Below are 23,511 nucleotides of genomic sequence, written 5' to 3'. Positions count from 1 at the left end.
ACCATAGACGATGCGGCCTGAAGCGCTGGCGGATCACGCGCGATACGCCGCCAGCTCGGGGTTGAGCGGCGTGTCGGCGAACACGTTGGCGAAGTTGCACAGGGTCGCCAGGCTGATGCCGAGGATCACTTCCAGCGCATTGCCTTCGGTGTAGCCGGCAGCCTTGAATTGGTTGAAGGTCTGGTCGGTGACCTTGCCCCGGGTGGCAATCACTTCGCGGGCAAATGCGGCCAGGGTTTCCAGTTTTGCCACGGGCACAGTGGCTTTTTCACGCAGCGCACTGACCACTTCCGGCGGCAGTTTTGCCTTATTCAGCGCCACGGCGGTATGACCTGCGACACAGAAATCGCAACCATGGTTGGTCGCGGCAATCAGTTGCACCACTTCGCGCTCGGCGAGGCTGAGTTCGGACTTGCCATTGAGCGCCGATACCGTAACGTAGGTTTCCAGTGCGGCCGGGGCATTGGCCAGCACGGCCAGCAGGTTCGGAATGAATCCGGAGTTTTTCTGCGCATTTTCCAGAAACGGTCTGGCGGCTTCGGGAGCGCTTTGCACGGTGTGAAGAGTGACGCGCGACATGGAGTGGACTCCTGCTGTTGAGTGTCCGGCCAGTCTGTTGGTTATAAAAATTTCGATCCATATTCTAAAGTAGCGATTACTTGCTCCTGAGTGTTTCCATTAGATGATTTCGTCCAGCCCCCTGGTTGATTGGTTATTAGAAAGCCTCGAACTCGATGCCAGCCTGTTTCACGTCGGGCGCTATTGCGGTGGCTGGCATGCAAGTACGCACGGACTGGCGCGCGCCAGTTTTCACTTGATCGTGCAGGGCCGCTGCTGGCTGCACATTGACGGGCAGGAGCAGTCGATAGTGTTGAACGCGGGAGATGCGGTATTTCTGCTGCGCGATCTGAACTACCGCCTCTCCAGCGCCGAAGAGCCGGCCCTCGCCCAAACGCTGCCGCGCATGGCCATGACCGCGCTCGACAGCCAGGCGCAGGACGGTGTCGGGCTGGTTTGCGGGTTCTTCCATTTCAAGTCGGGATTGTCATCGCTGATCATCGATGGGTTGCCCGACTGGATCATCCTGCGCGCGGGCGATCCGTCTTCGAGCGCGGCGCGAGCCTTGTTCGAGTTGATCCTGCAAGAGTGCGAACGCTTGCCGGCGCCCTCCTCGGCGCTGCTCGAACGCTTGAGTCATCTGCTGTTTTTGTACGTGCTGCGTCAGCAGATGGCCGACAACCAGAGCCTCGGCGGCCTCGTGGCATTGGCGCGCAATCCGCAGTTCGCGCCGTTGCTGGACCAGTTGATCGCACAACCGCAGTTGCCGTGGTCGCTGGAGAGCATGGCGGCGAGTACCGGGCTGTCGCGCTCGGCATTTTTCAAACGCTTCAACGAACTGGCCGGGCAATCGCCGGGGCAGGTATTGCTGGCGTTGCGCATTCGGCATGCCTGCCAGTTGCTGCGGACTAACCACACGGTGGAACAGGTGTGTGCGGCGGTGGGCTATCAGTCGATCGCCGCGTTTACCCGGGCATTTGCCAAGTCGGTGGGCGTGCAACCGGGGGCTTATCGCAAGCAGCATGAGGGGCGCTGAGCTTGCTCGCGAAAGCGTCAGATCAGCCAACCTCATCGCTGAATGTCACACCGCCTTCGCGGGCAAGCCCGCTCCCACAGGGGATTGTGTCGATCAGCGATTGGTGCACGCCACAAAACCGGTGGGAGCTGGCTTGCCAGCGATGGCGTTGGCGCGTTCGGTACCCACGACTCGATGATTTCTTATTCCATTAATCAACCAGGAAATCATTTTTTAATCTTTTATCGCTATTAATCTCAGCCCCTATCATTGCGCGTCTGCACTTGACTCATAAAAGGAACGTTCCATGCAAAGACGCCTGTTACTGGCTGCACTGTTTGTCGCTGTCGCCGGGTGCGCCAGTCCTCCTGCTGTTTCGGTGCATACCAAAGATCCCGCCAGCTCGACCCTGCAAGGTGACGCCTCGCGCCCGGCACAGGCGCAGTGGATCCGCACCGAGCTGTACTTCTCGGTGGGCACGGTCGATGGCAAGGACGGCGCGGTCAGCCCGGCGCGCTGGCGCGCGTTTCTCGACAAGGAAGTGACGTCGCGGTTTCCCGACGGTTTCACCGTGTTCGATGCGTACGGACAGTGGCGTGATCATGGGGCGAAGGAGCCGGAGCGGTTGAGCACCAAAGTCATCGTGATCCTGCACGAGAACAATCCGCAGAACACCGGCAACATCGAGGCGATTCGACTGGCGTACAAACGCATTACCGGAGACTTGTCGGTACTGCGTCTGTCGCAACCTGCCGAGGTATCGTTCTAATTGCTGATCTGTCCGAGAGCTTGCCGAGGCGTCGACGCCAGGCGGCTCAATCCCGCCAACAGCAGCGCGCCCACCAACAACACGCCAATTCCCAAAAATGCGCCCCATCCCACCACTGTCACGCTCGAATAGAGCATGTACAGGCACAGCCCGAAAAACAGCAGCGGCAACAGCGGATACAACGGCACCCTCACCGGCCTCGGCACGTCAGGAAAGCGTCGGCGCAGGATGATCAACGCCAGGCTGCTGAAGCTCAGAAACAGCCAATACACCGGGGTCAGGTACTCGACCATGGTGTTGAAGCCGCTCTGGGTGAAACTGCCGAACAGCACCAGCAACAACGCCACCGAGCCCTCCGCCAGCAACGCTTTTCGCGGCACGCCGTCACGTTCGTGCCACTCGCCGAAACGACGCAACTGCGGCACATCACGGGCAGCGGCATAGGTGGTGCGGGCGCCGACCAGCAAGGTCGAGTTGATGCTGGCGATGGCCGCAATACCCACCATCAGCAGAATCAGCAGCACACCCGGCGCGCCAAAGGCACGGTTCAACAACTCCACTGCCGGTGCGTTGCTCGCCGCCAGCCCGGCGAATCCCAGGCCTCGCACAAACGCCCAGTTCAGCGCCAGATAAATCGCCATCAGCAGCGTCAACGCGCCGAGCATGGCGATGAATATTCCACGTCGACCGTCGCGCACTTCCGCCGACAAGGTCGCCGCATCGCTCCAGCCACCGAATGCCAGAAACACGAAAATCATCGCCGCCGAAAGCCCCGCCATACCGGTGTTTTCCGGCGCAACCGAGACGCTTGCTGGCGCGGCTTCGATCCCCTGCCACGCCAACCACACCCCGGCGCTGGCGATGCTCAGAAAGCCCAGCGCCAACAAGCCCACCAGCAAGGTCTGAGTGATGAAACCGATGTGCTTGCCCGTGAGATTGAGCAGCACCAGCGCAGCGATCACCCCGCCGGCAAACAGCCCCGAGCCGTATCGACCGAGTGGCACCACGGCGTTGACGTAATCGGCAAACATGAACGCCGACAAGGCGATCCAGCCGGTGTGCATCACCGAGAAGCGTGACCAGGCAAACAGGAACCCCATGCGCTCGCCATAGGCGGTGCGCAGAAAGTGATAGTCGCCGCCAGGATGTGGGAATGCCGTGGCCATTTCGGCAAAGCACAACGCCCCGGCCATCGACGCCAGGCCGCCGAGCACCCACACCCAGTAGAAATATTCCGGCCCGACGTTCAGCGCCACGGTCGGCGCGGTCTTGAGGATGTCGGTGGTGATCACCATGCCCAGCGTGATCAGCAGCGCCTGCAGCACTGGCAGATGGCGCTTGGGGCCGTTGGAGTGATTCATGCAGAGTTCCGCAAAAAGTCCGCCATCCGTGGCGGTTCGACTCAGAAGCCGTAGGTGGCGCTGGCGTAGTAATACGCGCCATTGGTGCCAATCGGCGACAGCACGTCATACGGCAGGTTGCCGCCGTAGTTGATCGCCGAGCCGGAGCGTTCCGGGTAGTTGTCGGTGAGGTTGTTGCCGCCCAGGGCCACGCTGAATTTCGGGGTGAATTTGTAGGTCACCTCGGCGTCCAGTTGCCACACCGCGCCGTAGGTCTGCTCCGGTTGCGAGTCGCCAAAGTCGAACACGCGAGTGGTTTCGCCCTGCCGGGTCAGACGCCCGAGCAAGCCCCAGTGTTCGCTGGTCCAATTGGCGGAAAACACGAAACGATCCTTGGGTGCGGCGTCGGTCAGGGTGTTGGTTTCTTCAACGCCGACCAGTGCATCGTTGCCGATACCCAGCGCCGTCAGTTGCGCGGGCGTGCCTTTGGTGCTGGTGACTTTGGTGTGGTTGTAGGTGTACGCGGTGGTCAGGCCCAGTTGCCCTTCATACAGCGGCTGATGGTAGTTGAGCACCAGCTCGGCACCGTGGGTGCTGGTGTCGGCGGCGTTGGTGAAAAAGTTGACGTCATGCACCCCGGCCACGCCGAAGTTATCGTTGATGTATTGCTCCATGGCGTCGCTGCCGATGCGCTGCGACAGGGTGATGCGATCCTTGACGTCGATACGGAACACATCGAGCGAAGCGTCGAAGCGTTCGTTGAGCTGGAAGGTCAGGCCGAGGCTGAAGTTCTTCGAGGTTTCCGGATCGAGCTTCTCGGCCCCCAGCGCGCGGGCGATTGGGTCGTTGACCGAGAGCACGCGAATATCGGTGAGCGTGCCGCCTTCGCCGAAGTTGCTGGTGGTGTTCTGAAAGCCGCTCTGCGCCAGCGACGGCGCGCGGAAGTTGTTCGACAGCGCACCGCGCAGCGCCCACTGTTCGGTCAGTTTGTAGCGACCGCTGAGCTTGCCGGTGAGTTTGCTGCCGGCATCATCGTAATGTTCCCAGCGGGTGGCGGCGTCGACGAAAAAGCGGTCAGTCAGATCGCCCGACAACTCGGCGTAGGTAGCAAACACATTGCGGTCCAGGTCCGACTCTTCGCTGGGGCGCAGGCCGTTGGCGCCGTCAGCGCCGGAACCGATGTACGAGGCCGCGTCACCGGCGTAGGTCAGGTAGTTTTCGTAGCGGTATTCACCGCCCAGCGCCAGCACGAACGAGCGTCCGCCGAGGCGCAGTTCGCGGCTGAAATCGATGTTGGTGGTGGTCTGGCGCAGCTCGTAATCGCCGGTGTCGAACCGGGTCGGCGAGTCCTCACCGAGGCTGACGTTGAGCGTACGGCGGGTGGAGCCGTCGAAGCGGTTGCGGCCATGGGTCACGCTGCTGTCGAAGTCCCAGTCTTCGCCGATCATGCCTTTGAAACCGGCGGTGGCAGAGACGTCCTTGTTGTCGCCCAGCGACTGCGGCAGGTAGCCGTTGGGATAGAACTGCGGCTGCTCGTAGGGGTAGCGATAGAATTCGGCGCCGGTGGTGTGGCGCTGGTTATAAGTGCCGAAGCTGTAAGCCTTGCCACCCGCCAGCGGCAGCTCACTGTTGAACCACAGGTTGACGTCCCGCGCCAGGCCGTCGCCCATCACGTAGTTGCGCTGGTCCGGGGTATCGGCAAAACCGTCGAAACCGGCGCGGTTGGTCGGATTGCGATTTTTGTACTCGGTGCCGCCGCGAATGAACCCGCCCTCTTCACCCAGACGCGTGCCGATCTTGGCCGTGGTCACGCTGTTCTGGCCGTCGGTGGTGGTTCTGCCGATGGAGTCCTGATGGGTGTGAAACGCGCCGTAGCTGGTGGACACTTCACCACCCTCGGGCGCGTCGTCGAGGATGATGTTGATCACCCCGGCAATCGCGTCGGAACCGTACTGCGCCCCGGCGCCGTCGCGCAGCACTTCGATGCGTTTGATCGCGCTGATGGGGATCGAGTTGAAGTCCACCGGCGCCGTGCCGCGACCGATTTTCGACGAGTCGTTGACCACCGCCGAGGTGTGACGGCGCTTGCCGTTGACCAGCACCAGCACCTGATCCGGACTCATGCCGCGCAGCTGTGCGGCGCGCACATGGTCGGCACCACCGGAATTGGACTGACGCGGCATGCTGAACGACGGCAGCAACGTCTGCAGCGCCTGGCCCAGTTCACCGTCAGCCGCGCCCGTGGACTTGAGATCGGCGGCGGTCAACACGTCCACCGGCACTGGAGAATCGAGCACCGTACGTGCCGTGCCCCGAGTGCCGGTGACCAGCACGGTACCCAGCCGTGTGTCATCGTCAACGCGGGTGGAAGTGTCTTCGGCTTGCGCCGGAAGTTGCCAGATCGCACCGACCACCGCGATGGCCAGCAATGAACGGGAACGCTGATACATGGGACAGCTCCTTTATCGCAGCTAATACCCGGCCGTTACCGACAATAAAGGGTCGGCAATCAATGCACGGCAATGTCTGCTGTAGTTATGGAAATCAGGAAGGCGGTGAAGGCTGATTAGTGACTGAAGCGCAGCATCCCCAAAGTCAGCTTCTCCGTTGAAAACCGATGCTAGACGGGCTGAAGGCTTGCCGTAAAAGAACCAATAACACTTAGGTTAGATCCGGCTGAATAGTTGTATTTAGAGCAACACAAGTGTTGTTCCATCAACACTTAAACCAACTAAAGATCAACTAACTAAAATGTAGACAACTTCCCTGTGGGAGCTGGCTTGCCAGCGATGGTGTTGGCACATCCAACGTCTTTATCGACTGAACCGGCGCCTTCGCGGGCAAGCCCGCTCCCACAGTGGATTGTGTCGATCAGCGGATTGGTGCACGCCGCAAAACCTGTGGGAGCTGGCTTGCCAGCGAAAGCGGTGTATCAGTCAATAAATAAGGTGGCTGAACAGGCCCTATCGCTGGCAAGCCAGCTCCCACAGTGGATTGTGTCGATCAGCGGATTGATGCACGCCGCAAAACCTGTGGGAGCTGGCTTGCCAGCGAAAGCGGTGTATCAGTCAATAAATAAGGTGGCTGAACAGGCCCTATCGCTGGCGAGCCAGCTCCCACAGTGGATTGTGTCGATCAGCGGATTGGTGCACGCCGCAAAACCTGTGGGAGCTGGCTTGCCAGCGAAAGCGGTGTATCAGTCAATAAATAAGGTGGCTGAACAGGCCCTATCGCTGGCAAGCCAGCTCCCACAGGGATCGGTGAATGAATACAGATTTTTCAGTTCGCCACAGGAATCCACTCCGCCCGCGCCACGTTGGTGGTATCACCAAACGCCGGGAGTTTCTGCGCCAGATCGCGAACGTTTTTCACGTCCAGATCGAGCAGTTGCTGACGCGTGATCAGGGTCGGCGGCACCAGCACCTGATGCCCCGGATTTTCGCCGGCAATCAACATCGCCAGACTGCGCACGCTGATCGCCCCCGCGACTTGCGGATTGACCGCTGCGGTCGCCGCCCAGGCGCTGTCCGGTTCTTTCATGATCTGGATGTCGGCGGTGGAGATGTCAGCGCTGTAGATCTTCACCTTGCGCCCCAGCCCGGCCTCGTCGACGGCGATTTTCGCGCCTTTGGCGAACTCGTCGAACGGCGCGAAGATCACGCGGATATCCGGATTGGCGCGCAGCACCGCGCTGGCCTGATCCGCCACCGAGTTGGCAATCGGCGGATTGAGCGTGCCGAACCGCGCCTTCTCGATGATGCCCGGATTGGCCTTTTTCACCTGACTCCAGATCTCGTCGCGGCGCTCCATCGGCGTGAAGCCGCTGATGTACACGTAACCGGCATCGAACCGCGTGCCGTTGTCTTTCACGGCCTGATCCAGCGCCAGCCGCGCCAGTGCATGGTGATCCTGCTCGACCTGAGTCACTTGCGGACTGTTCAGGTCAACGTCGAACGCCACCACCTTGATGCCTTTGGCGATCGCCCGGTCAATCGGTCCCTTGAGGGTTTCCGCCAGGCCCAGTTGCACGATGATCCCGTCGACCCCGAGGTCAATCGCCTGATCGATCATCTCGCCCTGACTCGCCGCCTGCTGCCGCGCATCGAACACCCGCAGATTGGCCCCCAGCGCCTCGGTCTGTTTCTCCACGCCGCGCAGGTACGCCTCGGGAAAGTCCCCGGAAAACAGGTAACCGACCAGCGCGATCTGCACCTGGCCCTTGTCGAACGGCGCCGGAGCACCCGGCAATGCCTTGGCCTGAGCGCTCAAAGCCAACGCCGAAAGCACCGCGCCGGCGAGGCAATGGCGTGCGAACTGCTTGATTGAACCGTGCATACATCTTCCTTGCAGCGACAAATGAACCGGCTCAGCGCGCCCGATGCGCGAGGCCGAAGGTGAACATCAGGGCCAGCACCAGCACCAGTCCCTTGACGAAATCCTGCGCGTAATACGGCGCGTTGAGCATGGTCAGGCCATTGAGCAGCGACGCCACCAACAGTGCGCCGACCAACGTGCCGAAGGCATTGGGCTTCTTCGCTCCGAGCACGGCAAAACCGATCAGCGCCGCACCGAGGGCGTCCAGCACCAGGCCGTTGCCGGAGCTGACATCGCCGCGCCCCAACCGCGCCGCCAACAGCAAACCGCCGAGCGCGGCGAGCAACGCCGACAGCACGTAAGCAAGTAACTTGAAGCGCTGTACCGGCGCCCCCGCCAGCCGCGCTGCCTGCTCGTTGCCGCCAATCGCATAAAACAACCGGCCGATGCGCGTGCGCTCGAGAAACAGCCACACCGCCAGCGCCACCAGCGCCGTGATCAACACCGGAACCGGCACCACCTCCCACAAACGTCCGCGGCCGAGGGCGAGAAACGCCGCGCTGAACGTGCCTTCGGTTTCCACACCACTGGGCAAGGTCATGCCCACCGCAATCGAGCGCCCACCCGTGGGAATCAGTTGCACGCCGATCACCAGAAACATGCTGCCCAGCGTCGCGAGAATATCCGGCACCCGCAGCTTGACGATCAGCCAGCCATTGAGCAGCCCGACCAGTGCGCCACCGCCCAGACTGATCAGCACCGCCGGCACCGCGCCCCAGCCGAGCACCACCATCACGTAACTGGCGATCATCAGGCTCATCGCCGCCACCGCACCAATCGACAGATCAAGTCCGCCGACGGCCATGGTCAGGGTCACACCGAGAGCCAACAGCGCAACGATCGACACCGACTGCAAGATGCTGAACAGATTGCCGACGCGCAAAAACGCCGGCTCCGCGACACTGAAAAACACCACGATCAGCGCCAGCAGCCACAACAGGCCGTAGCGGATCAGCGCGTGCAACAGGCGCTCGGCGGGTGCCGTAGCGGACGACAACAATGAACTCGAATCAGGCACTCGCTCTGCTCCTTGGCGTGGCATGAAAGGGATGTTCGCTAGCGTCGCTGCCGGCCAGTGCGGTGACCAGGGTCGCGCGCTCAAGACCGGCACGCGGGTATTCGGCGACCACCGCGTGATCGCGCACCAACAGAATCCGGTCGGCGATTTCCAGGGCTTCGTCGACATCGGCGCAAATCACCAGGGTCGCGCGGCTGGCGGCAGTCTCGCGCAGCAATTGGCCGATCTCGCGACGGGCGCGCACGTCGACGCCCTGAAACGGCTCATCGAGAATCAACACCCGCCCTGCCCCGAGCAGCCAGCGACCCAGCACAACTTTCTGTTGATTGCCGCCGGACAGCGCGCTCATCGGCACCTCGATACCGGCAGTCTTGATCCCCAGCGCCGCGACTTGCGCCTCGACCGCTGCGGCTTCGGCACGGTTGCGAATGAAACCGGCACGGGTGAAGCGCTGCAGAAACGGCAGTGTCAGCGTGCGGCGCAGGGAGAAATCCGGCACCAGCGACTGACTGGCGCGATCCTCCGCCGCGAGAAATACACCGCTGTGGATCGCGTCCCTAGGCGAGTCTGGCAGCCAGTCCACGCCGTCCAGTTGCAGGCAGCCAGCCACGGCTTTGCGCAAGCCAAACAGCACTTCGGCGATTTCGCTTTTGCCAGCGCCGAGCAGCCCGGTCAGCACCACCACTTCGCCTTGGTGCAGGTCGAAATCGAAACGCCTGGAGCGCGGCAAAATCTGCAAACCGCGCACACCAAGGACTTTTCGGCCCACGCTGCCGGGCGTGTAGACATGCCCGTCCAGCGCCTGCCCGAGCATGGCGTGCACCGCCTCCGGCAACTGCCGTGCGCTGAATTCCCCGGCCAGTCGCCCGTCGCGCAGGGCAATGGCGCGATCCGCCACCCGTTGCAGATCGGACAAGCGATGGGAGATGTAAACAATCGCCACGCCACGACTGCGCAGGGTGTCGATCAGACCGAACAGCCGTTGCGCCTCGGCGTCCGACAACGCGGCAGTCGGCTCATCAAGAATCAGCAGACGCGGCTGCAGGGCAAAGGCCCGCGCCAGCACCACCAACTGCCGTTCGGCCAGGCCCAGGTGTTCAATCGGCTGCTCCAGCGGCAATTTCAGGCCCAGCCCGGCGGCGATACTCGCGGCGCGCTCCAGCAGGCGTTGGCGATTGAGCCAGAAGTCCGCGTCGGGCTTGCACAACTCATCGAGCAGGAGGTTTTCCGCCACGCTCAAACCGGGCGCAATGCCCTCATTGATCTGCTGATGCACGGCAACAATTCCGACTCGACGTGCCGACAGCGGCGAGCTGAATTGCCGGGGCTGCCCGTCGATGTAAATCTCGCCGCCATCGGCGCGCTGGCTGCCGGCGAGAATTTTCACCAGCGTCGATTTGCCGGCACCGTTGGCACCGAGCAACGCCACCACTTCGGCGGGATGAATCTGCAGGCTGACGCGATCCAGGGCGCTGTTCGAGCCGAAGCGCTTGCTCAGTTCACGCACCTGAATCAGCGGCGCGCGGGCCACGACGACACTCATAAAATTCCTTAACGTCGATGGGCCAGCGAGCGCACCAGTCGGTCGCCCAGGCTTTGCACGCCCTGCACCAGAATGACCAGCACCACCACGGTGGCAACCATCACTTCGTTGTTGAAACGCTGATAGCCGTAACGGATCGCCAGATCACCGAGGCCGCCACCGCCAATCACCCCGGCCATGGAAGAAAAACCGATCAGCATCACCAGCGTCAGGGTGATCCCCGCCAGCAGTGCCGGCAGCGCTTCGGGCAGCAGCACTTTGCAAATCACATGGCGGATATCGCCGCCCATGGCGAGGATCGCTTCGATCCGGCCCTTGTCGACTTCGTCCAGCGCGTTCTCGACGATCCGCGCGAAAAACGGAAACGCGCCGATGGTGATCGGCACCACCGCCGCGGTGCTGCCGAGGGTCGTACCCACCAGCAGACGCGTCAGCGGAATCAGCGCAATCAACATCACTACAAAGGGTAGCGAGCGCCCCAGATTGACCAGCGAACCCAGCGCGGCATTGAGCCGTGGCAGCGGCCACAGTCCGTCGCGGCGACTGACAAACAGCAACACCCCGAGCGGCAAACCGATCAGTAGCGTGAACAGCCCTGCGAGCAAGACCATGTACAGGGTTTCGCCGGTGGCGTTGAACAGCAGTTGCAGGATTTCATCCCAGTTGATCGTGCGGTTCATGACTGAGCCGCCCGCACGCCGTATTGCTTGAGGAAGCTGAGACCAGGGATGTCGTGGCCCAGCGGCAGGCCGCAGGAAGGACGTAACGAAGTGCCGAGACTCGATTGCGCATCGGCGAGCAAACGCGGCACCGGGCCGGACTCGACCAGGCGCCCGTCCGCCATGTACGCCGCGTGATCGCAGATCGACTTGACCACCTCCAGCTCATGGGTGATCAGCACGATGGTCACGCCCAGTTGCCGATTGATATCGCGCAGCAGGTCAAGAATCGACGCCGTGGTTTCCGGGTCCAGCGCGCTGGTAGCTTCGTCCGACAGCAGATACGCAGGCTCCGCTGCCAGGGCGCGGGCAATCCCCACCCGTTGTTTTTGCCCACCGGACAACTGCGAGGGAAAGGCTTGCGCCTTGTCCGTCAAACCGACCAGTTCCAGCAGCTCGCGCACCCGCACATGGCGCCACGGTTTGCCGACGTTGGCGATTTCCAGCGGCACGGCGATGTTGTCGAACACGGTGCGCGAGTGCAGCAGATTGAAGCCCTGGAAGATCATGCCGATGCGCTGACGCTGGCGGCGCAGGTCGCTGGGCGTCAAGGTCAGCAGGTCCACGCCGTCGATGAGAATTTGCCCGCTGTCCGGGCGTTCGAGCAGATTGAGACAACGCAACAGGGTCGACTTGCCTGCGCCGCTGCGCCCGAGGATGCCGTAGATCGCGCCGTCGGGAATACTCAGTGACACCTGATCCAGTGCCGGTGCCGGCGCTGACGGGTAGGTCTTGCTCAAACGCTCGACGACGATCATGGCTTGGCATCCTCCACCGGAATCACCGAACCCTTGAAGTTATCAGTGATGTATTTCGCCACTTGCGGCGAGGTCAGGTCTTTGGCCAGTTGTGCGATGCGCGGATCGTTTTGCAGTGTCGGCGTAGTCACCAGGATGTTGGCGTACGGATTGTGCTCGGCCTTTTCCAGCCCCAGCGCATCCTGGGCCGGCACCAGTCCGGCTTCCAGTGCGTAATTGCCGTTGATCACCGCGAGGTCGACATCGTCCAGCGCCCGAGGGATTTGCGGCGATTCGATTTCCAGGATCTTCAGCTGTTTCGGGTTCTCGGCAATGTCCTTGGGGGTGGCCTGATCGGCCGCCGGATCCTTGAAGCCGGGCTTGAGTTTGATCAACCCGTTGTCCTGTAACAGGTACAGCGCACGGCTCAGGTTGGTGACGTTGTTGGGCACGGCGACGGTGCCTTTTTCCGGCACCTCGGCGAAGCTTTTGTGCCGGCGCGAATAGATGCCCAACGGCTCGATATGCACCGTGGCGGCCACCGCGAGTTTCTGCCCCAGCGCTTGTTCCTGGGATTTCAGGTACGGCAGATGCTGGAAGTAATTGGCATCGACATCGCCATGCACCAACAGCTCGTTGGAGTTCACGCCGTTGGGAATCTCGATGACCTTGAGGTTGAGTTGCGGATCGATTGTCTGGATGTACGCGAGAATCTGCGCGTGGGGCACCGGATCAGCGGCCACCCGCAGCGGCTCCAGCGCCTGAGCACCGAACGAAGTCACCAGCGCGCCGAGCACGGCCAGGGTCAAACCTGTTTTTTTCAACATGGGCGGAGTCCTTGAGCGAATGAATCAGGCGTTGACGGTCTTGCGAGCCGGTGCGGCGGGCATCAGCGCATCGGCATAGAAGCGCCGGGCGACGTCGGGGTGCGAACGCAACCGACCCTTGAGGTAGTTCCAGCCGACATCGCGAAACAACGGATTGAGCGGATCACTCGCCGGGCCACGCGCTTCACGCAGCAGCACGGTGGGCAACGGGTACAGCGGCACCACGGCATCGAGTTGCGCGCCGAGGAAGAAGGCGATGGACAAACGCTCGCTGCCTGCGGGCGGCGACACCACCCGATGCACCGTGGCGCGCAGATAACCGTTGGTGGCCAGCTCCAGCAGTTCGCCGATATTCACCACCAGCGTGTTGTCGCGAGGCAGCGCATCGATCCAGCGTCCCTCTTCAACCTCCACTTGCAGACCGGCCTGCTGGTCCTGCAGCAGAAAGCTCAGAAACCCCGAATCCTTGTGCGCGCCGACGCCCTGCTGGCTCGCGCTGGCAGCCTGACCTGGGTAGCGCATCAACTTGATGTGTTCGTTGGGCTTGTCGCCGTACAACTGATCGAACGCGTCCGCCCGCAGCGACAGCGCCTGGGCAAATGCACGCAGCAAGCGCAACGCCATGCGCGTCATCGCCTGTTGCCATTCCAGCAGCAGCGGTTTGAGCGCTGGCAGCGCCGCCGGCCATTGATTGGGCCCCTGCAACCGAGCCCACAACGGGCTGTCCGCGTCCAGCGGCAATGCTTCACGCTCGGCGCCGAGATCGAACTGCTCACGCCAGTCAGGCTGACCACGGGTGATCTCGGAAGCAGCACGGTTGTAACCGCGAAAATGCGGCGAATTGATCATGCCGACGGCGGTTTTTTCGTGCTCGGACAAGGCGAAGAACTGCCGGGCGTGATCCTGCACCTGCTTGAGCAGGTCGCTGTCGATGCCATGGCCGGTGAGATAGAAAAAGCCGACGTCACGCGCGGCGTGACGCAGGTTTTCAAGAAATTCATAACGCTGTTGCGCGGTGCCTTCGAACAACGAAAGGTCGAGCGTCGGCAGCGTGGTGATATCGAGGGTATGCGGCATGATTCACTCCCGTGTGAACCAAACCTGAAGAGCCTTTGATCGATTCAGCGTGTGCCGTCATGGCAATCGGGGATCTATCGGTTTGATGCGTTTGATTCGTCGTGAGACAAAACTAAACGATCTTAAAAACCACGAACAAATACCCTTTTTGCATTAGCTTAGGCCTGACGCTCAGGTTCGCTGTCATCGCACAACCGCTATCCCGCTTCAACCGATCAGCGTGCCGGGTCATAAAAAGGCTCGACTGCCACGCGGCTGCCGACAAAGAAACTGTCCGCCACCAGCCGCAGTGGCTGCAGATCGACGTCGCTGGCCCGATCGCCAATCAGTTGCCGGAAGTGTCGATACACCGCGGTGTACTCGCCCTCTTCCGACACCACTTGGCGCACGCCGTCGATGCTCAGCAGCGCCCCGCCGTTGTCCAGGCGCAGCACACCTTCGGCGCAGCGAATCTCGATGCTCCAGAGTTCGTCGTGACCGTGGTCGAAATCGAACTCCGCCTGCACGTCGAGCCTGTGCGCATCGGACATCTTGATCGACGCGGCAATCGGCGACTGGCAGTTGTCCGGTACCCGCAGTTCAGCGGACTCGACAAACAGTGGCTGCGCCAGCAAACGGGTGACAATCGACAGGGCGTTGATGCCCGGATCGAAAACGCCCAGACCACCGGGTTGCCAGATCCACGTCTGACCGGGATGCCATTTGCGCACGTCCTCCTTCCAGTCGATCTGCACGCTTTGCAAGGTGCGACTGGCGAGCCAGTCACGGGCAGCTTCAATACCGGGGGCGTAGCGCGAATGCCAGGCGAACAACGCACTGACACCCTGTTGCTGCGCCTGACTGACCAGGGCCAGCGCCTCGCCCAGCGTGGCGCACGGCGGTTTTTCCACCAACACATGTTTGCCGGCGGCCAGCGCCTGCTGCACCAGTGCGAACCGACCTTGCGGCGGCGTACAAAACGCAATCGCATCCACCTCGGGGCCGTTCTCCAGCAACTCGCTCAACGAGTGAAAGTTCTCCACCCCGGCACAGGGTTTACCTTGCGTGGCGACCGCCACCAGACGAAATCCGGGATTGGCGTTGATCGCCGGAACATGTTGATCCTGGGCAATCTTGCCGTAGCCCACCAGACCGAGACGGATCGGTTGCATCAGTGACTCCTGTTGTTGTCTTGTTGTCGTCAGCGAGTGCGCAGATTAGCCGTAAACATCTGGGAATACCCAGCTGAGTCTGATCAAAAAACCGCAGATGTCAGCGCTCGGTTCATCGCGCCGGGTAGTAACGCTGATGCAGCGGCGCAAACAGAGAAAGCCTGCTTTTCAGGGCAGGCTTTCACATTCACAACGCTGCAGTCACTTTTGCTGCGCGGTCAACGCCGAGTAACTGTTCATCAGGTTCCGGTAGTTCGGAATCCGCTGCGACAGCAGATTGCCCAGTCCTTCGATGTCGTTGCGCCAGTCGCGGTGCAGCTCACAGGCGACCGAGAACCAGTTCATCATTTGTGCGCCGGCCTGGGTCATGCGGTTCCAGGCGGCTTGCTGGACGGTGGTGTTGAACGTGCCGGAGGCGTCGGTGACGACGAATACGTCGAAGCCTTCGGCCAGTGCCGACAGGGTCGGGAATGCGACGCAGACGTCGGTCACGACACCGGCAATGATGATCTGCTTGCGGCCGGTGGCCTTGATCGCCTTGACGAAGTCTTCGTTGTCCCAGGCGTTGATCTGGCCTGGGCGGGCGATGTACGGCGCGTCCGGGAACATTTCTTTCAGCTCCGGAACCAGCGGGCCGTTGGGGCCTTGTTCGAAACTGGTGGTGAGGATGGTCGGCAGGTTGAAGAATTTCGCCAGGTCGGCCAGCGCCAGCACGTTGTTCTTGAATTCGTTTGGCGAGAAATCCTGAACCAGAGAAATCAGACCGGTCTGGTGGTCGACCAGCAGGACTACGGCGTCGTCTTTGTTCAGGCGGTTGTAGGTTGCAGTGCTCATGTTTGATTCCCTTTTCTTGGTTGTGGTGGTTGGCGTTGCGTTGAACATGGGCACAGATTACTGACACCACCGAAACCGATAAATCGGTTGAAAAGCGTTTCACTGTCAACTCATAACGGACAATCCTGTGACCAGGATCGGCCTCGCATGCTTCCGTTTCAATTCACCTCGGGGAGGGGTTTGGCGATCATCAAACTGCACGGCGCCCGGTTGAAGACACTCTCGACCGTCGCGCCGATGAAGCCGTCGAGGCCCTGCTGGTAGGTCGTACCGAGCACCAGCAGGTCAAACGCGTTCTGGCGAGCGAACTGTTCGATCACTTTGTGCGGGATCCCGCTCATCTGGTGTCGGCGTCGTGCTGCGATTGCGTAACGCTCGGCCAGCGCATCAAACGCCTCTTGCTGGGTGTCGTTGATCGCCTCGCACAGGCTGTGATCCAGACTCAGCGTCGGCACGCTCATCGCCGCATCGCCCAGCACCGACCAGTTGCTGACATTGAGCAGGTGCAACTCGGCGCCGCAAGCGCTTGCCAGCGTGGCGGCCAGATCGAGGATGCGGTCGTTGAGGCCTTGGGTCAGAGCCTCCAGATGCGACAGATCGACGGCGGCGAGCATTTTCAGCGGCAGAGGATGACGGGCTTCGGTAACCAGATGCACCGGGGCCGGACAGTCGCGCAGCACCAGCCAGTCCAGCGGTCGATGGAATGCCCGATTCAGCGCCGGGACATGATGGGTATCCTTGATCACCAGATCGGCCCGATAGTCATTGATGTACTCCAGCAGATGCGCCGGCGTGGCCCTGGCCCAGACCACTTCGCTGCTGACCTGCACGCCGCTCCCGGTGTGGAACCGGGCCTGTTGCTCCAGCCAGTGCCGGTGCACCTGCAAATAACCCTCGCGTGCCTGGGCCATCGCATCGTGATCAAACAGACCGGCCACCGCCAGCGCCTGCACATAATCGAACGCCACGATGTGCAGCGCCGCGCCGGTTGCCTGCGCCAGAGCCATCGCGCGATCGAAGGCCGGGGTGCGAACCATTTCGGCAGGCGCGATCAACAGCATTCGCTTGAATCTGAGCATACGAACCTCATCCTGGCAGTGCGGTACTGGCCTGAGGGCCAGCCTGACATCCCTGTCGATCGAGTAGTGACCACTTGCCCGGCCAGTATCCGACGGTACCTTGCGAGGGTTCTGATTTTTATCAAGCAATGGCGCAGCTGCGTTCCCCCGCAGTGCGCTTTCGTCCGTTCGTCAGCTGGCGCAGGCGGTTGTTAAATGAAATCGGTGTCCGTATGCGGGGCACCTATGCTTAACCCACCCCCAACCGCGTGAACTCTCCCATGTCCGAAAAACTTGCTCTGCCTGTGCACCACCTCAAAACCGCGTGCTCCAACTGCAGTGTGCTGGAGTTGTGTCTGCCGATCGGCATGAGCGGTGCAGAAGTCGAGCGCCTGGACACGCTGATCGTGCAACGGGTCAAGGTCAAAAAGGGTGCTGCGCTGTACCGCACGGGCGATCCGCTGCGCTCGTTGTATGCCGTGCGAATCGGCTCGTTCAAGACCAGCATGCTGTCGGTGGACGGCCGTGAGCAGGTCACCGGTTTTCACATCCCCGGCGAGATGCTCGGGCTGGACGCCATCAGCGCCGACGAGCATGCCTGCAATGCCTTTGCCCTGGAGGACAGCGAGGTCTGCCCGATCCACTTTGCGCAGCTGGAAAAACTGGCGCAGAACCTGCCGTCGCTGCAGCACAACCTCAATCGGTTGCTGAGCCGTGAAATCGTGCGCGACCACAGCATGTTGATGCTCATGGGCAACATGAACTCGGATGAGCGGCTGGCGGCGTTTCTGCTCAATCTGTCACAACGCTTGAGCCTGCGCGGTTACTCGGCAAAGGATTTCGTGCTGAAAATGCGCCGCGAGGAAATCGGCTCTTTTCTCGGGCTGCGTCTGGAAACCATCTGCCGGGGCATCGCTCACCTGCGGGATCAGGGACTGGTGGAAATCAGCGGCCGCGACGTGCGGATCCAGAACATGGACGGCCTCAAGCAATTGGTTGCCGGCTGCCACCGCTCGCCACGCTGAGGCCGGCCCCGGCCGGTCAATCGCTGGGGCCCCGTTGCCTGACCGCCAGAATGCTGCCCGGCACCGAGTACAGTGCCCGCTCGGTGTTGCTGCCGATCAACCGGTCAACCCCGACCCGATGCACCGTACCCATCACCACCACGTCAGCCAGGTACTGCTCGACAAACTCGCTGATCACCGGCACCGGCAAGCCCATGGCGAAATGCCGACGTTCCGCGGGTACGCCATGACGATCGGCCAGCGTCACAAAAGCCTGATGCAGCGATTCACGCAGTTCTTCGACAAAATTGCCGTTCCAGCCACCGGTCACCAGCGGTGCGTCACCGTTGAATGCCGCCGACAAGTCATAGGCGTACAACAAGTGCAACGGCGCGTCACATTGCAAGGCCAGGGCGTTGGCCGTCTGGATGATGGTGTCGTTCAAACCGTTGATCTGCGTGGCCGGATCGAACGGATCCACCGCCGCGACCACTCGATGCGGTAATGCGTAGCGAATCTGATTGACCAGGTGCACCGGCACCGGGCATTCACGCAGCAAGTGACAATCGAGTGGCGTGATGAACACCCGTTTCAGCACTGGCTCCAGTGCCACATCCTTGATCAGCAGATCGGGCTTGAGTGCCTGCACGGTCCTGAGAATCTCCAGCAACGGGTGCGTGGTGAACACCACGTCGACGGTGACCTTCAGGCCATGGCCGTTGAGTCGTTCGACCTCATCGGCGATCCAGCGGCGGTAGCGCCGCAAATAGCGCTGAGCGTCGACTTCGTCGATTCTTTCTTCCCACAGATGCGCAACCGGCACCGGTTCGACAAAGGCCCGTACGTCCAGCGCCGCCCCGCTCGCCTTGGCCAGCGCCATGGCGCGCAGCATGGCGGGTGACTGATGCAGGGTCTGGTCGGCGACCAGCAGCAAACGTTGATATTGCCCCATCACACACCTCCGCTCGGCACCGGCGTTGCACGACCGGCAAGGTTCCAGCCTGCGCTCGCGGCCCACTGCCCGACGTTGATTTACATCAACCAACAGCCATTGAGTGACGCGTTTACGTGTGTCTGATCCAGATCAGATGCTGGCCTCGGCGACGGCGTAAAACCATCAAAAACAACCGTTGCTCAACCCGTGTCAGCCTTTCAAACCGGATGGAGGATTACCCATGCTTACAGTCAAAGACCACAACGATCGAGCCGTGGCGGCCTACGCCGCAGTCTCCGGGCAACACTGGATCGAGGCCGTCAAGGATGGGCGTCATGTGTTGATCCGTCCGTTGGCGGAAAAGGATCGCGAGCGTGAATACGCCTTCATCAAGCGCCTGTCGCCCGAGTCCCGGCACATGCGTTTTCTGGCGCAGATCAGCGAGCCCGGCCCGGCAATGCTCGACCAACTGATGGACACCGATAACCGGCAACGCACGGCGTTTATCGCGCTGGTGCATGAAAACGGCCAACTGATCGAAATCGGCATCAGCCGGTATGCCGCCACCGGCGAGCATGAATGCGAATGTGCCGTCACCGTTGCCGATGAATGGCAACACCTGGGCCTGGGGACACTGTTGATGGAGCATCTGATCAAGGCTGCACGCCAGAACGGCTTCCGCCAGATGTATTCGGTCGACGTTGCCAGCAACGAACCGATGCGCGAACTGGCCCGGGCGCTGAAGTTCGAAACCCACCACGATCCTGAAGACAGCCGTCAGGTCATACACCGTCTTCACCTGTAAAAAATCGCCCGGTGCCAAGTCTGCAAAACGACTCGGCACCGGGCGATTCTTCACGATTGCAAGGTATGTCCCGGTTTGATCGCCAGCACACTGCACGGCGCACGATGCAGGATCTGTTCGGCGGTGGTGCCCAACAACTTGTTCAAACCGTGGTGCTGCACCGTGCCCAACACGATCACCTCAATGTGATGTTCGGCGGCAAACTCGCAAATGCTCGGCACCGGTGGACCCTCGACAAAATGTCGGCAGGTCGGAGGCACACCGTGGCGTTCGGCCAGGGCGGCAAATGCCTCATGTTGCGCACTGCCCAGTGACTCATAGATGCCGGTGGCCAGCGGCAAGGCGCCGTAGCCCATGTCCGTGGCATACACCGCCGCCCAGTCGTAGACATGCAGCAACTCAAGCCTGGCATCACACTGCTCGGCCAGGCGCACCGCAGCGTCGACAATCTGATCGTTGAACAGCAGGTCCTGATCTTCACTGCGCAGTACGTCCATGATCGCCAGTACACTGCGTGGCGTTGGATGCACGTCATCGGTGACCAGATGCACCGGCACCGGGCAATCGCGCAGCAGTTGCCAATCCAGCGGGGTATAAAACACCCGCTTCAACGCCGACTCCTGCTGCGCATCCTTGATGATCAGCGCCAACGGCATTTCGTTGACGAACTGCAGGACTTCTTCGTAAGGATGTTGCACCCAGACCACCTCACTGGTGACCTGGATGCCATGGCGTTCGAGCAGTCTGCCCTGCTCGGCCAGCCACTGACGATGCGTGCGCAAATAACCGTCCCGGGCCAGACGGATTTGCTCAGGAGCGAACAGGCCCGCCACCGCCAGCGCCTGCAGGTAATCGAAGGCGACGATGTGCAACGGCAACTGCATGGCGACCGCCAACGCGGCGGCACGCTCGAACGCCGGGGTGTGGCTCATGGTAGGGGGAGCAATCAACAACAAGCGTTGGGTCTGCGACATGGGGCACCTCGGCACGGCGGCCAACGGAATCAAGTGAACAGATCTCCAGATTGCCCGCTCCTGCTGCCGACGAGTTGATCTTGATCAGCTCTGCCTCAAACCCGCGCCGCCGCGTTTCAGTGCCATAAGGTGCCGGCCCACATCGCCAGTGTCAGCAGCACCTGCCCGGGGATGACAATCGCCGCGAAACGCCTGCCGCCGCTGACCCAGGCCACCACGCATTTGCTCAACGAGTTGCTGCTGATCGCGATCAGCGCCGGAGCGACAATCGCCTCCACCGGTAACAGGCCAGCCTTGGCCAACCCGGCGATCGAGGCGGTTGACGCGTGCGCATCGGCGAACCCGCTGAAGGTGGCGGTGAGCATCACGCCCACCTGGCCGAATTGACTGAGCATGGCCGATGACACCAGGGTGATCGCGGTCATGGTCAACGCAACGATCAAGGCCAGTTTCAAATTGAATGCACCGCCTGCCGGCAGCGTCTCTTCAGTTCCTCTGGCGGGTCGGGGCAACATCAGACAAGCGCTGTAGTTCAGCGCCGCCACGCTGCCGCAGACTAACGGCAGCCACATGTTGCGCAACAAGGCTGGATCGACGGTGGCGAGAATCAGCCCGGTCTGAACCATGGTCGCCAGATTGGACAGCAGCGCCGCCGCGCCGAGGATCCGCAGATTCGCCGGCTCCCGGGCGAGCCGATGGCCCATCGTCGCAATGGTCACGGTGCTGGAAGCGAAGCCGGAGGCGATGGCGCTGAGAACGTAGCCGTAACGAATGCCCAGCGTACGAACGGCAATGTGCCCGCCGGCGCCCACCAGCATCAGCAACACCGTCAAGGTGCAAATGGTGCGCAGATTGAGCGCGGCGTACGGCCCGATGTAGCGATCCGGTGTCAACGGCAACACCACCAGCGCGGTTATCAGCAAGACCAGGCCATCGCGCATTTCGGTTTCGCTCAACTGCGTGATCGCGAAGTCATGCAGCTTTTCCCGATACGTCAGCAAACCCGCCACCACCACGCCAATCGCCACCGCCAGTTCGGGTGAGCGTGTGCACAACGCGCCCAATATGAGCACGATGATCAGCGCCACTTCGCTGGTCACGCCGGGGTCGTCATCGCGCCCGCGCCAATAGGCGACGGTGATCAGCAAGGTCAAACCGATTGCGACAATCCCCACCAACAACGCCGCCCCGACCACCATCGCGGCGTAGCCCAGCAACGCGCTGATCGCGAAGGTGCGCAAACCTGCGCTGCCTCGACGCTCACCCGTGCCCTTGTGCCGTTCGCGCTCAAGACCGATGAGCATGCCGATGCCCAAGGCAGCCGCCGCCCCCGTCATGCCCAGGGATTCATTCATCGTCGGTTTGCCCTGCCTTATCCCTGCGCGGATCGAATTCAGCCCGCCACAGCCTTCACGGTTCTGACCGGCGCGGATGGAGTAAATATTTGACGCTCAGTAGCGTGTGGCCAGGGATGCGGCGCGTCGATACGGGTCTGGAGCCGGCTGACAAAAGCCTGCGCCTCCTGCAACTGATTGAAGTACACGCGACAATCATCCAGCGACACCACCCAGCCATGCGGCGCCGCCGTTGCACTGATATCAATGTTCATCGAAAAGCCTCCGTCGAATCGGAAAAGGCCCTTGTTCAAGGGGTAATCGCCACCTTCATGACCCCGTCGCGCTGATGCGCAAACAGCTCATACGCCGCCTCGATGTCATCGAGTTTGAAGCGATGGGTCACCAGCGGCGACAGGTCCACCGCGCCGCTTTGCACCACCGCCATCAAGCGGCGCATGCGTTCCTTGCCACCGGGGCACAGGGTCGAAACGATGCTGTAATCACCCAGCCCGGCGGCAAAGGCATTGAGCGGAATGTGCAGGTCGCTGGAGTACACTCCCAGGCTCGACAAGCGTCCACCGGGACGCAGCACCCGCAAGGCCGCTTCGAACGTACCTTGGGTGCCCAGCGCTTCGATGGACACGTCGACGCCACGGCCATCGGTCAACTCCATGATCTGCTCGACCACGTCGCCGTCCTTGAAGTTGACCACATGGGTCGCGCCCAGTCGGCGGGCGACGCTCATGCGTTCGGGCACGGCATCGACGCCGATGATCGTGGTGGCGCCCTTGAGGCGCGCCCCCGCTACCGCACACAGGCCGATCGGCCCGAGGGCAAAGACCGCGACGCTGTCGCCGATGTTGATCTGCCCGCGTTCCGCCCCGGAAAAACCGGTGGACATGATGTCCGGGCACATCAGCACCTGTTCGTCGCTCAAGCCGTCGGGGATCGGGCACAGATTGGCCAGGGCGTCCGGCACCAGCACGTATTCGGCCTGGCAGCCGTCAATGGTGTTGCCGAACTTCCAGCCGCCAATCGCCTTGAAGCCGTGGCGGGTGTCCGGGCCGTCCTGCGAGCCGCAACCGCACAGGCAGGCGTAACTTTGGCCGCTGGGCGTGATAGCCCCGGCGATCACCCGTTGACCTTCGACGAAACCGCGCACCTGCGAACCCAGTCGCTCGATGACGCCCACCGGCTCATGACCGATGGTCAGCCCTTTGGCCACCGGGTATTCGCCGCGCAGGATATGCACGTCGGTGCCGCAAATAGTCGTGGTGGTGACGCGCACCAGCGCATCCAGTGGCCCAACTTGCGGAATCGGCTTGTCTTCAAGCACGATGCGGTTCTTTTCGACGAAGATCGCCGCTTTCATCATGGCCATGATCAAATCCTCTGAGCGAGTCGCAGCTTGAGATGTCCTCAAGACTGCGCCGTCGT

The 23,511-nt window shown here is 61.7% G+C and carries 22 protein-coding genes; 4 read left to right on the top strand and 18 right to left on the bottom strand.

Annotated elements, in window-relative coordinates; genetic code table 11:
- Positions 1-33: 33 nt before the first annotated feature.
- Positions 34-579: a carboxymuconolactone decarboxylase family protein gene (locus KVQ82_RS13410; protein ID WP_222019123.1), complete on the bottom strand. Its 546-nt coding sequence runs from the start codon at positions 577-579 to the stop codon at positions 34-36.
- A 103-nt stretch (positions 580-682) separates the two neighbouring features.
- Here KVQ82_RS13410 and KVQ82_RS13405 point away from each other — a divergent pair, with 103 nt between their 5' ends.
- Both KVQ82_RS13405 and KVQ82_RS13400 read left to right on the top strand, forming a co-directional pair.
- Positions 683-1,594 (top strand): AraC family transcriptional regulator, encoded by a 912-nt coding sequence (locus tag KVQ82_RS13405; RefSeq protein ID WP_222019122.1) that lies wholly within the window; start codon positions 683-685, stop codon positions 1,592-1,594.
- 286 nt (positions 1,595-1,880) lie between these two features.
- Positions 1,881-2,342 (top strand): DUF3574 domain-containing protein, encoded by a 462-nt coding sequence (locus KVQ82_RS13400; RefSeq protein WP_222019121.1) that lies wholly within the window; start codon positions 1,881-1,883, stop codon positions 2,340-2,342.
- Here KVQ82_RS13400 and KVQ82_RS13395 read toward each other — a convergent pair.
- The 12 genes from KVQ82_RS13395 to KVQ82_RS13340 form a co-directional block, all read right to left on the bottom strand.
- Positions 2,339-3,703 carry an APC family permease gene (locus KVQ82_RS13395; RefSeq protein WP_222019120.1) on the bottom strand — a complete coding sequence of 455 codons (1,365 nt, stop codon included), beginning with the start codon at positions 3,701-3,703 and terminating at the stop codon, positions 2,339-2,341. The genes KVQ82_RS13400 and KVQ82_RS13395 overlap by 4 nt on opposite strands.
- Before the next feature lie 41 nt (positions 3,704-3,744).
- Positions 3,745-6,132 (bottom strand): TonB-dependent siderophore receptor, encoded by a 2,388-nt coding sequence (locus KVQ82_RS13390; RefSeq protein WP_222019119.1) that lies wholly within the window; start codon positions 6,130-6,132, stop codon positions 3,745-3,747.
- 829 nt (positions 6,133-6,961) lie between these two features.
- The gene (locus KVQ82_RS13385; protein ID WP_174377259.1) at positions 6,962-8,017 is read right to left on the bottom strand and encodes a substrate-binding domain-containing protein; all 1,056 of its coding nucleotides are present in this window, start codon (positions 8,015-8,017) and stop codon (positions 6,962-6,964) included.
- 31 nt (positions 8,018-8,048) lie between these two features.
- On the bottom strand, positions 8,049-9,074 hold the full coding sequence (locus tag KVQ82_RS13380; RefSeq protein ID WP_108182918.1) for an ABC transporter permease: 1,026 nt from the start codon (positions 9,072-9,074) through the stop codon (positions 8,049-8,051).
- On the bottom strand, positions 9,067-10,617 hold the full coding sequence (locus tag KVQ82_RS13375) for a sugar ABC transporter ATP-binding protein (protein WP_222019118.1): 1,551 nt from the start codon (positions 10,615-10,617) through the stop codon (positions 9,067-9,069). Before KVQ82_RS13375 ends, KVQ82_RS13380 begins: the two co-directional genes overlap by 8 nt.
- 8 nt (positions 10,618-10,625) lie before the next feature.
- Positions 10,626-11,297, bottom strand: coding sequence for a methionine ABC transporter permease (locus tag KVQ82_RS13370; RefSeq protein WP_222019117.1), 672 nt, complete (start codon positions 11,295-11,297; stop codon positions 10,626-10,628).
- Entirely contained in the window at positions 11,294-12,094 is an 801-nt protein-coding gene (locus tag KVQ82_RS13365) for a methionine ABC transporter ATP-binding protein (protein ID WP_222019116.1), read from the bottom strand. Before KVQ82_RS13365 ends, KVQ82_RS13370 begins: the two co-directional genes overlap by 4 nt.
- Positions 12,091-12,900: a MetQ/NlpA family ABC transporter substrate-binding protein gene (locus tag KVQ82_RS13360; RefSeq protein WP_086792812.1), complete on the bottom strand. Its 810-nt coding sequence runs from the start codon at positions 12,898-12,900 to the stop codon at positions 12,091-12,093. The genes KVQ82_RS13365 and KVQ82_RS13360 overlap by 4 nt, the downstream gene beginning before the upstream one ends.
- 24 nt (positions 12,901-12,924) lie before the next feature.
- The gene (locus tag KVQ82_RS13355; protein ID WP_222019115.1) at positions 12,925-13,977 is read right to left on the bottom strand and encodes an isopenicillin N synthase family oxygenase; all 1,053 of its coding nucleotides are present in this window, start codon (positions 13,975-13,977) and stop codon (positions 12,925-12,927) included.
- A 215-nt stretch (positions 13,978-14,192) separates the two neighbouring features.
- Positions 14,193-15,128 carry a Gfo/Idh/MocA family protein gene (locus tag KVQ82_RS13350; RefSeq protein ID WP_222019114.1) on the bottom strand — a complete coding sequence of 312 codons (936 nt, stop codon included), beginning with the start codon at positions 15,126-15,128 and terminating at the stop codon, positions 14,193-14,195.
- A 201-nt stretch (positions 15,129-15,329) separates the two neighbouring features.
- The gene (gene ycaC / locus KVQ82_RS13345; RefSeq protein WP_041074995.1) at positions 15,330-15,962 is read right to left on the bottom strand and encodes an isochorismate family cysteine hydrolase YcaC; all 633 of its coding nucleotides are present in this window, start codon (positions 15,960-15,962) and stop codon (positions 15,330-15,332) included.
- A 158-nt stretch (positions 15,963-16,120) separates the two neighbouring features.
- Positions 16,121-17,041, bottom strand: coding sequence for a universal stress protein (locus tag KVQ82_RS13340; RefSeq protein ID WP_222019113.1), 921 nt, complete (start codon positions 17,039-17,041; stop codon positions 16,121-16,123).
- Between the two features lie 260 nt (positions 17,042-17,301).
- Between KVQ82_RS13340 and fnr the strand changes: the two genes are divergently transcribed.
- Complete coding sequence (gene fnr, locus KVQ82_RS13335; protein ID WP_041074991.1) at positions 17,302-18,045, top strand: fumarate/nitrate reduction transcriptional regulator Fnr; 744 nt, start codon at positions 17,302-17,304, stop codon at positions 18,043-18,045.
- 16 nt (positions 18,046-18,061) lie between these two features.
- Here fnr and KVQ82_RS13330 read toward each other — a convergent pair whose 3' ends face one another.
- A complete protein-coding gene (locus tag KVQ82_RS13330; protein WP_222019112.1) occupies positions 18,062-18,976 on the bottom strand; it encodes a universal stress protein in 915 nt (304 codons plus the stop codon).
- A gap of 223 nt (positions 18,977-19,199) precedes the next feature.
- Between KVQ82_RS13330 and KVQ82_RS13325 the strand changes: the two genes are divergently transcribed.
- The gene (locus KVQ82_RS13325) at positions 19,200-19,763 is read left to right on the top strand and encodes a GNAT family N-acetyltransferase (protein WP_041074987.1); all 564 of its coding nucleotides are present in this window, start codon (positions 19,200-19,202) and stop codon (positions 19,761-19,763) included.
- A 50-nt stretch (positions 19,764-19,813) separates the two neighbouring features.
- Here the strand turns inward: KVQ82_RS13325 and KVQ82_RS13320 are convergent, their stop codons facing one another.
- From KVQ82_RS13320 to KVQ82_RS13305, 4 genes are all read right to left on the bottom strand, one after another.
- On the bottom strand, positions 19,814-20,737 hold the full coding sequence (locus KVQ82_RS13320; protein WP_222019111.1) for a universal stress protein: 924 nt from the start codon (positions 20,735-20,737) through the stop codon (positions 19,814-19,816).
- 116 nt (positions 20,738-20,853) lie between these two features.
- Positions 20,854-22,092: a DUF4010 domain-containing protein gene (locus tag KVQ82_RS13315; RefSeq protein ID WP_222019110.1), complete on the bottom strand. Its 1,239-nt coding sequence runs from the start codon at positions 22,090-22,092 to the stop codon at positions 20,854-20,856.
- A gap of 38 nt (positions 22,093-22,130) precedes the next feature.
- Positions 22,131-22,346, bottom strand: coding sequence for a hypothetical protein (locus tag KVQ82_RS13310; protein WP_041074980.1), 216 nt, complete (start codon positions 22,344-22,346; stop codon positions 22,131-22,133).
- Between the two features lie 35 nt (positions 22,347-22,381).
- Positions 22,382-23,455 (bottom strand): NAD(P)-dependent alcohol dehydrogenase, encoded by a 1,074-nt coding sequence (locus KVQ82_RS13305; protein WP_222019109.1) that lies wholly within the window; start codon positions 23,453-23,455, stop codon positions 22,382-22,384.
- Between the last annotated feature and the right edge of the window lie 56 nt (positions 23,456-23,511).

The organism is Pseudomonas sp. AO-1 (assembly GCF_019775695.1).
GTDB classification, from domain to species: Bacteria; Pseudomonadota; Gammaproteobacteria; order Pseudomonadales; family Pseudomonadaceae; genus Aquipseudomonas; species Aquipseudomonas parakoreensis.
The sequence above is the reverse complement of the archived record's forward strand: the minus strand, read 5'-3'. Positions and strand labels throughout refer to the sequence as shown.

Excerpts from the sequence above, each read along its gene's own strand:
- KVQ82_RS13410 (WP_222019123.1), bottom strand. The coding sequence starts at position 579 with ATGTCGCGCGTCACTCTTCACACCGTGCAAAGCGCTCCCGAAGCCGCC.
- KVQ82_RS13405 (WP_222019122.1), top strand. The coding sequence starts at position 683 with ATGATTTCGTCCAGCCCCCTGGTTGATTGGTTATTAGAAAGCCTCGAA.
- KVQ82_RS13400 (WP_222019121.1), top strand. The coding sequence starts at position 1,881 with ATGCAAAGACGCCTGTTACTGGCTGCACTGTTTGTCGCTGTCGCCGGG.
- KVQ82_RS13395 (WP_222019120.1), bottom strand. The coding sequence starts at position 3,703 with ATGAATCACTCCAACGGCCCCAAGCGCCATCTGCCAGTGCTGCAGGCG.
- KVQ82_RS13390 (WP_222019119.1), bottom strand. The coding sequence starts at position 6,132 with ATGTATCAGCGTTCCCGTTCATTGCTGGCCATCGCGGTGGTCGGTGCG.
- KVQ82_RS13385 (WP_174377259.1), bottom strand. The coding sequence starts at position 8,017 with ATGCACGGTTCAATCAAGCAGTTCGCACGCCATTGCCTCGCCGGCGCG.
- KVQ82_RS13375 (WP_222019118.1), bottom strand. The coding sequence starts at position 10,617 with ATGAGTGTCGTCGTGGCCCGCGCGCCGCTGATTCAGGTGCGTGAACTG.
- KVQ82_RS13370 (WP_222019117.1), bottom strand. The coding sequence starts at position 11,297 with ATGAACCGCACGATCAACTGGGATGAAATCCTGCAACTGCTGTTCAAC.
- KVQ82_RS13365 (WP_222019116.1), bottom strand. The coding sequence starts at position 12,094 with ATGATCGTCGTCGAGCGTTTGAGCAAGACCTACCCGTCAGCGCCGGCA.
- KVQ82_RS13360 (WP_086792812.1), bottom strand. The coding sequence starts at position 12,900 with ATGTTGAAAAAAACAGGTTTGACCCTGGCCGTGCTCGGCGCGCTGGTG.
- KVQ82_RS13355 (WP_222019115.1), bottom strand. The coding sequence starts at position 13,977 with ATGCCGCATACCCTCGATATCACCACGCTGCCGACGCTCGACCTTTCG.
- KVQ82_RS13350 (WP_222019114.1), bottom strand. The coding sequence starts at position 15,128 with ATGCAACCGATCCGTCTCGGTCTGGTGGGCTACGGCAAGATTGCCCAG.
- ycaC (WP_041074995.1), bottom strand. The coding sequence starts at position 15,962 with ATGAGCACTGCAACCTACAACCGCCTGAACAAAGACGACGCCGTAGTC.
- KVQ82_RS13340 (WP_222019113.1), bottom strand. The coding sequence starts at position 17,041 with ATGCTCAGATTCAAGCGAATGCTGTTGATCGCGCCTGCCGAAATGGTT.
- fnr (WP_041074991.1), top strand. The coding sequence starts at position 17,302 with ATGTCCGAAAAACTTGCTCTGCCTGTGCACCACCTCAAAACCGCGTGC.
- KVQ82_RS13330 (WP_222019112.1), bottom strand. The coding sequence starts at position 18,976 with ATGGGGCAATATCAACGTTTGCTGCTGGTCGCCGACCAGACCCTGCAT.
- KVQ82_RS13325 (WP_041074987.1), top strand. The coding sequence starts at position 19,200 with ATGCTTACAGTCAAAGACCACAACGATCGAGCCGTGGCGGCCTACGCC.
- KVQ82_RS13320 (WP_222019111.1), bottom strand. The coding sequence starts at position 20,737 with ATGTCGCAGACCCAACGCTTGTTGTTGATTGCTCCCCCTACCATGAGC.
- KVQ82_RS13315 (WP_222019110.1), bottom strand. The coding sequence starts at position 22,092 with ATGAATGAATCCCTGGGCATGACGGGGGCGGCGGCTGCCTTGGGCATC.
- KVQ82_RS13310 (WP_041074980.1), bottom strand. The coding sequence starts at position 22,346 with ATGAACATTGATATCAGTGCAACGGCGGCGCCGCATGGCTGGGTGGTG.
- KVQ82_RS13305 (WP_222019109.1), bottom strand. The coding sequence starts at position 23,455 with ATGGCCATGATGAAAGCGGCGATCTTCGTCGAAAAGAACCGCATCGTG.